The 6,554-nt window shown below is 58.6% G+C and carries 4 protein-coding genes and 7 tRNA genes; 2 read left to right on the plus strand and 9 right to left on the minus strand.

Annotated elements, in window-relative coordinates; genetic code table 11:
- Positions 1-36: 36 nt before the first annotated feature.
- The gene (gene malQ, locus BN1137_RS07030) at positions 37-2,226 is read right to left on the minus strand and encodes a 4-alpha-glucanotransferase (protein WP_050717923.1); all 2,190 of its coding nucleotides are present in this window, start codon (positions 2,224-2,226) and stop codon (positions 37-39) included.
- Between the two features lie 339 nt (positions 2,227-2,565).
- Here malQ and gap point away from each other — a divergent pair, with 339 nt between their 5' ends.
- Positions 2,566-3,561 carry a type I glyceraldehyde-3-phosphate dehydrogenase gene (gene gap / locus BN1137_RS07035; RefSeq protein WP_050717924.1) on the plus strand — a complete coding sequence of 332 codons (996 nt, stop codon included), beginning with the start codon at positions 2,566-2,568 and terminating at the stop codon, positions 3,559-3,561.
- A gap of 106 nt (positions 3,562-3,667) precedes the next feature.
- On the plus strand, positions 3,668-4,531 hold the full coding sequence (locus BN1137_RS07040; RefSeq protein WP_050717925.1) for a D-hexose-6-phosphate mutarotase: 864 nt from the start codon (positions 3,668-3,670) through the stop codon (positions 4,529-4,531).
- A 90-nt stretch (positions 4,532-4,621) separates the two neighbouring features.
- On the opposite strand, the gene nadA is transcribed toward BN1137_RS07040, so the two are convergent.
- The 8 genes from nadA to BN1137_RS07080 form a co-directional block, all read right to left on the minus strand.
- The gene (gene nadA, locus BN1137_RS07045) at positions 4,622-5,695 is read right to left on the minus strand and encodes a quinolinate synthase NadA (RefSeq protein WP_050717926.1); all 1,074 of its coding nucleotides are present in this window, start codon (positions 5,693-5,695) and stop codon (positions 4,622-4,624) included.
- A 191-nt stretch (positions 5,696-5,886) separates the two neighbouring features.
- Positions 5,887-5,962 (minus strand) — tRNA-Val (locus BN1137_RS07050).
- A gap of 18 nt (positions 5,963-5,980) precedes the next feature.
- Positions 5,981-6,056 (minus strand) — tRNA-Lys (locus tag BN1137_RS07055).
- Positions 6,057-6,077: 21 nt separating this feature from the next.
- Positions 6,078-6,153 (minus strand) — tRNA-Val (locus BN1137_RS07060).
- Positions 6,154-6,171: 18 nt separating this feature from the next.
- Positions 6,172-6,247, minus strand: a tRNA-Lys gene (locus tag BN1137_RS07065).
- Between the two features lie 21 nt (positions 6,248-6,268).
- A tRNA-Val gene (locus tag BN1137_RS07070) sits at positions 6,269-6,344 on the minus strand.
- 18 nt (positions 6,345-6,362) lie between these two features.
- Positions 6,363-6,438: transfer RNA gene (locus BN1137_RS07075), tRNA-Lys, on the minus strand.
- Between the two features lie 36 nt (positions 6,439-6,474).
- Positions 6,475-6,550, minus strand: a tRNA-Val gene (locus BN1137_RS07080).
- Positions 6,551-6,554: the final 4 nt, after the last annotated feature.

A 6,554-nucleotide genomic window follows, 5' to 3' on the forward strand; every position in this document is an offset into this window, starting at 1 on the left:
GTGGATGAAAGTGAGTCACGGGTTGGCGACAGTGGCTCAACGACTGGCCTCATCACGGGCCTGGCTCATCTTGCCTGCCAGCGCCTTGAGCGCCTCATCGGCAAAGATATCCTCCAGATCGCGAGACAGCTTGCGGCGCCAGTTCGGGTATTCGTAACTGGTGCCCGGCACGTTAACCGGCTTGTCCATCTCCAGCCAGTCTTCCAGCTGGGTGCTGAACAGGGCGCAGCTGCCACGGGACATGTGGATCTGCAGACCATGGTTGAGCTCGGTGTTCATACCGACCCAGTTCACGTCGTGGCTGATGTTGCCAGAGATGACCCCATGGGCGTGCAGACTGTCGAGGATCCGCTGTTTGGCCTGATGGCGATCAGCATACAGGGTCTTCAGTACCTCTTCATCTGGATACAATCCCAGCTCACGACCGAGCGCCAGATCGTCGCAATGCCAGAAGCCCTTGAGGGTCGGCATGTCATGAGTGGTCAGGGCCGACATCGCCTGCTCGGTGTAGTGTGCCGGGGAGATGAAGCCACCGTCGCCCTTGGAGCGTTCGAAGAAGAACACCTTGTAGGAGTGCACGCCGTTCTCTTTGAGGGTCACGTCGATGCCCTCCGGCACTGTGCCGAGATCTTCCCCGATCAGCAGACACTGATTGCGGTGAGATTCGAGCGCCAGGATCCCCAGCAGATCGTTGACCGGGTAATAGATGTAGGCGCCCTTGGCAGCTGACTCTCCGGGCGGCACCCACCACAGGCGCAGCAGCGCCATCACGTGATCGATACGCAGTGCGCCGCAGGAGCGCATGTTGGCGCGGAACAAGTCCACCATCGGCTGATAGGCGGCCTCGAACAGCTGGTTCGGGTTCATGGGGGGCAGACCCCAGTTCTGACCGAGCGGCCCCAGAATGTCAGGCGGCGCACCGACCGAGGCTTTCGGGCAGTAGAGATCCCGGTTGGCCCAGATCTCGGTGGAGCCTTCGGAGACCCCCACCGCCAGATCCCGGTAGATCCCCATCACCATGCCGGCGGCCTTGGCCTTGGCATCGGCCAAGGAGAGCTGCTCGTCGGCCAGGAATTGCAGGTAGAGATAGAAATTCACATCCTGGCTGTGAGCGCTCATCCAGGCCGCCACTTCGGGATTGTGATAGTTGCGATACGCATCCGGCCATACCGGCCAGCCCCAGGCATTTTCGCCTTTGGCATAGAAGTGCGCCTGCAGCGCATCGAACGCGGCCTGCTGTTGCAGGCTGTCACCACCGGCGGCCACGAAGGCATCAAACCTGGCCTGGCGCTCGGCGCTCAGGCTGGCCTGATCGAACACCTGGCGCAGGATACCGAGCTTGGTCTCGATGACGCCGGTGTAGTCCACGTTCTCCTTGGCGCGCAGGGAGGCAAGGTGCTGCTGGAACGCCGGATTGGCCACCTCGGCCTGGAGCGCGGGGTTGGCCAGATATTCGGGCACCGCTTCCACGTCGATATAGGCCAGGTTCAACCAGCGGCGAGAGGACGGGCTGTAGGGGCTGGCACTCTCCGGGTTGGCCGGGTAGAGCGCATGAATGGGGTTCAGACCGACGAAGTGAGCGCCCCAGTTAGCGGCCTTCTCGACCAACTGACCGAGATCGCTGAAATCGCCCATGCCCCAGTTGTGGCGGCTGCGCAGGCAATAGAGCTGCACGCTCGGACCCCATACCTTGCGGCCGTTGGCGATCGGCGCTTGTTTGTAGCAGGACTTGGGGGCGACGATGAGGCGCATGCTGGCGAGCGGCTCGTCGTTGCCCTCTTCCAGCAGCACCAGCTGGTGATAACCCAGCTCAGGCTGCACATCCAGCGCCACGCGATAGGCCTGGCACTCCATCTCTTCAAACTCAGCCACACCGACCAGCTCGCCCTCGATGGGGGTGAGTTGACCGGTCAACACAGTCCCCTGTTCCAGGGTGATCTGCCAGTGCAGGGCGTCGTTGACGAACTCGATGGGCAGACGCAGTTCGAGACTGACGGGTTCGCCGCTGCGCACCACCATCACGGGATCCAGTGGACGCAACCAGTGCTGACGGTGTTCCTGCTCCAGCTGTTCGATCAGGGCCGCCTCGTCGTCGACGTGGTAGCCCATGGCGCCCAGCATGGCGGCCTTGCTCTCTTCCGATACCTGGGCCGGATTGCCCCAGGCATCAACATACTCACTGGCGATACCTTTGGCGGCAGCCAGCTGTTCAATCAGGGTGGTCATAGTTTGAGAATTCCCGCTGTGGATTCTATCTATATGATTAATTTTTATGGGTGGTACTTGAACAGTGGCTCTTTGGCCATGCTAAACCGCGCACATTTTTACATATCTCCCCGGCTGGATGTGTGACCAGACAGGCACTATTGTTGATCTCTGTGACGCAAACCAGCCGATGACATTTTCGACAAAAGTTGGTAGTCAGTTACATAAACCGAAAATAAATTTCACAGTTTTTCATGATATAGCGCAATTTCACGCAGATTGTTGGTTGACTCACGGGGGAGTTCTAGTAAATTTACAAACGGAATTTTCTTTGACTACTGAACAGTTAGGTAACCAATTATGACTATCAAAGTAGGTATTAACGGTTTTGGCCGCATCGGCCGTTTCGTATTCCGTCTGGCCGCTGAGCGCAACGATATCGAAGTGGTTGGTATCAACGACCTGATCGACGTTGAGTACATGGCTTACATGCTGAAGTACGACTCCACTCACGGCCGCTTCAATGGCACCGTTGAAGTCAAAGACGGCAACCTGGTTGTCAACGGCAAGACCGTACGTGTTACCGCTGAACGTGACCCGGCAAACCTGAAGTGGGATGCCATCGGTGTTGACGTTGTTGCCGAAGCCACCGGTCTGTTCCTGGACGACGCCACTGCTCGTAAGCACATCGCTGCCGGCGCCAAGAAAGTGGTACTGACTGGCCCGTCCAAAGACGCGACCCCGATGTTCGTCATGGGCGTTAACGACGCCACCTACGCTGGCCAGGACATCGTTTCCAACGCTTCCTGCACCACCAACTGCCTGGCCCCGATCGCCAAGGTTCTGAACGATACCTTCGGTATCGAATCCGGCCTGATGACCACCGTCCACGCTACCACTGCTACCCAGAAGACCGTTGATGGTCCGTCTGCTAAAGACTGGCGCGGTGGCCGCGGTGCGGCTCAGAACATCATCCCGTCCTCTACCGGTGCTGCCAAGGCTGTTGGCGTTGTTATCCCGGAACTGAACGGCAAGCTGACCGGTATGGCTTTCCGCGTACCGACTCCGGACGTGTCCGTTGTTGACCTGACCGTCAACCTGAAGAAAGCCGCTACCTACGCTGAAATCTGTGCAGCCATGAAAGCCGCTTCCGAAGGTTCCATGAAGGGCGTGCTGGGCTACACCGAAGATCAAGTGGTTTCCACTGACTTCCTGGGTGAGCGTCAGACTTCCGTGTTCGACGCCAAAGCCGGTATCGCACTGAACGACAAATTCGTTAAAGTTGTATCCTGGTACGACAACGAAATGGGCTACTCCAGCAAAGTTCTGGACCTGATCGCTCACATCTCCAAGTAATTTGGGATGCGCAATCAAGTAGCGTAAAAAAGGCGGCCATTGGCCGCCTTTTTTGTCTTCGGGATCTTCCGACCCTCTTTGAATGTGCCAACGCACAGGAGTCTTCATGCAACCCATACGCACTCTGACTGCCCACTGCAGCCTCAGCCACGAGACGGGCCAACCCCAGCTCTCTATCGACAATGGCTATGCCAAGGCCGAGATCAGCCTGTTTGGTGCCCATGTGCTGCGCTACCAGCGCCATGGTGAACCCGCCACCCTCTGGCTCAGCGACAAGGCCGTGCTGGATGGCAGCAAACCCATTCGCGGTGGCATTCCACTCTGCTGGCCCTGGTTCGGCCCGGCCCCTGCTCGTGTCGGCAGCGGCAAGCCAGCTCACGGCTTCGCCCGCACCAGCTTGTGGACGCTCGATGGCGTCTCCGATCACGAGGATGGCACCCTGGTGCATCTCTCCCTGACCGACAGCGATGCCAGCCGCGCCCTCTGGCCCCACGCCTTCGAGCTGGAGCTGGATGTGCTGGTCGGCAAGGAGCTCTCGCTGGTGCTGACCACCCGCAATACCGGCAAGGCCCCCATCGTCTATAACGCCGCCCTGCACAGCTATCTGCAGATAAGCAGCCCGGAGGCCATCAGCGTCACCGGGCTCGGTGAGCCTTACCTCGACAAGCTGAGCGGTCAGGATGCGCAGCAGCAGGGTGCTCTGACGCTCTCTGCCGCCATGGATCGCATCTATCGCCAAGCCGACACCATCGTCAGGATCAAGGACGCTGAACGCACCACTCAGGTGGTGAGTGGCAACCATGACAGCGTCGTGGTCTGGAACCCCTGGCAGGAAGGCGCCAGCGCCATGGCCGACATGAGCGATGATGGCTATCGCACCATGCTCTGTGTCGAGACCGCCATCACCGCCGATGCCGGCGTCACCATAGCGCCGGACGAGGAGCATAGCTTCTCCACCGTGCTTATCTGATGCAATGCAGGCGGCCAATATCCAAGCTGGCCGCCATCACGAAGAAGGGCACCCACTGGGTGCCCTTCTTGCATTCACTGCCTCAATCACTCAGGCATTGCCTTGCGTCTTGAGTCTGAGCTCGGCCGCAAAGTTCAGCATGCGATCGAGCGGGATCAGCGCCTTCACCCGCAGCGCCTCGTCTACCAGGATCTCGTGACGCTCGGCGCCATCGGTCAGCGCCTCCTTGATTGCCACCAGACCGTTCATCGCCATCCAGGGGCAGTGAGCACAGCTACGGCAGGTAGCACCGTCGCCACCAGTTGGCGCTTCGACCATCTCCTTGTCCGGGCAGGCCTGCTGCATCTTGTAGAAGATGCCGCGATCGGTCGCCACGATCAGCTTCTGCTGGGGCAGCTCTTTGGCTGCCTTGATCAGCTGACTGGTGGAGCCCACCGCATCGGCCAGCTCGATGACCGAGGCCGGGGATTCCGGATGCACCAGCACGGCCGCATCCGGGTTCTGGGCCTTGAGCTCGCGCAGGGCCTTGGCCTTGAACTCGTCGTGGACGATACAGTGGCCCTGCCAGCGCAACATCTCGGCACCGGTCTTCTTCTCGATGTAGGCACCGAGGTGCCTGTCCGGGCCCCAGATGATCTTGTGGCCCTGACTGTCGAGGTGCTCGACGATCTCCAGCGCGATGCTGGAGGTCACCACCCAGTCGGCGCGCGCCTTGACCGCCGCCGAGGTGTTGGCGTAGACCACGACGATGTGGTCGGGATGGGCGTCGCAGAAGGCGGAGAACTGATCGATGGGGCAGCCCAGATCGAGGGAACATTCCGCTTCCAGCGTCGGCATCAGCACCCGCTTGTGAGGGCTCAGAATCTTGGAGGTTTCCCCCATGAAACGAACCCCCGCCACGATCAGGGTCTGGGCGGCGTGATCCCGGCCGAAACGGGCCATCTCCAGCGAATCACCGACGAAGCCACCCGTGGCCTCGGCCAGTGCCTGGATCTCGGGATCGGTGTAATAGTGGGCGACCAGCACCGCCTGTCGACTCTCGAGCAGATCCTTGATCTCGGCGATCAGGCCTGCCTTCTGGGCGGCAGTCAACGGGGCCGGTTTGACCGGAAAGGGATAGTCCATCTCGATAGCCGGAGGGACCGTGCTCAGTGCATTGCTCATTGCGACTGTTCCATCAACGCTTGGAAAGGCAAAAATTATAACCAGAAGCAGGGCGCAAGCCCACCAACAAATCTGGCAGGACACAAGTGCCTAAATAGGCTGCATAATTCTTTGCCTGTTCCTGCTCAGCAAATTGCAGATACAAAAAAGCCCACTATGCAGCGGGCTTTTGACTTTCTAATACAAGAAAGTGGTGGTCGTTACTGGGCTCGAACCAGTGACCCCCTCCTTGTAAGGGAGGTGCTCTCCCAGCTGAGCTAAACGACCTGGGATAAGGCTAAATGATGGTGGGTCGTGCTGGATTCGAACCAGCGACCAATTGATTAAAAGTCAACTGCTCTACCGACTGAGCTAACGACCCATCTAAATCATTTTTAAAACATGGTGGTCGTTACTGGGCTCGAACCAGTGACCCCCTCCTTGTAAGGGAGGTGCTCTCCCAGCTGAGCTAAACGACCTGGGATAAAGCTAAATGATGGTGGGTCGTGCTGGATTCGAACCAGCGACCAATTGATTAAAAGTCAACTGCTCTACCGACTGAGCTAACGACCCATCTAAATCATTTGTAAAACATGGTGGTCGTTACTGGGCTCGAACCAGTGACCCCCTCCTTGTAAGGGAGGTGCTCTCCCAGCTGAGCTAAACGACCTGGGATATGGCTAAATGATGGTGGGTCGTGCTGGATTCGAACCAGCGACCAATTGATTAAAAGTCAACTGCTCTACCGACTGAGCTAACGACCCATCTGTATCATTTTTGTACTTTCTATTTCAAGAAAGTGGTGGTCGTTACTGGGCTCGAACCAGTGACCCCCTCCTTGTAAGGGAGGTGCTCTCCCAGCTGAGCTAAACGACCTGGG

Origin of the sequence: Aeromonas tecta (assembly GCF_000820185.1) — a bacterium.
GTDB classification, from domain to species: domain Bacteria; phylum Pseudomonadota; class Gammaproteobacteria; order Enterobacterales; family Aeromonadaceae; genus Aeromonas; species Aeromonas tecta.

What these genes read in the sequence shown, in the direction of transcription:
- malQ (WP_050717923.1), bottom strand. Translation starts at nt 2,226, where the DNA reads ATGACCACCCTGATTGAACAGCTGGCTGCCGCCAAAGGTATCGCCAGT.
- gap (WP_050717924.1), top strand. Translation starts at nt 2,566, where the DNA reads ATGACTATCAAAGTAGGTATTAACGGTTTTGGCCGCATCGGCCGTTTC.
- BN1137_RS07040 (WP_050717925.1), top strand. Translation starts at nt 3,668, where the DNA reads ATGCAACCCATACGCACTCTGACTGCCCACTGCAGCCTCAGCCACGAG.
- nadA (WP_050717926.1), bottom strand. Translation starts at nt 5,695, where the DNA reads ATGAGCAATGCACTGAGCACGGTCCCTCCGGCTATCGAGATGGACTAT.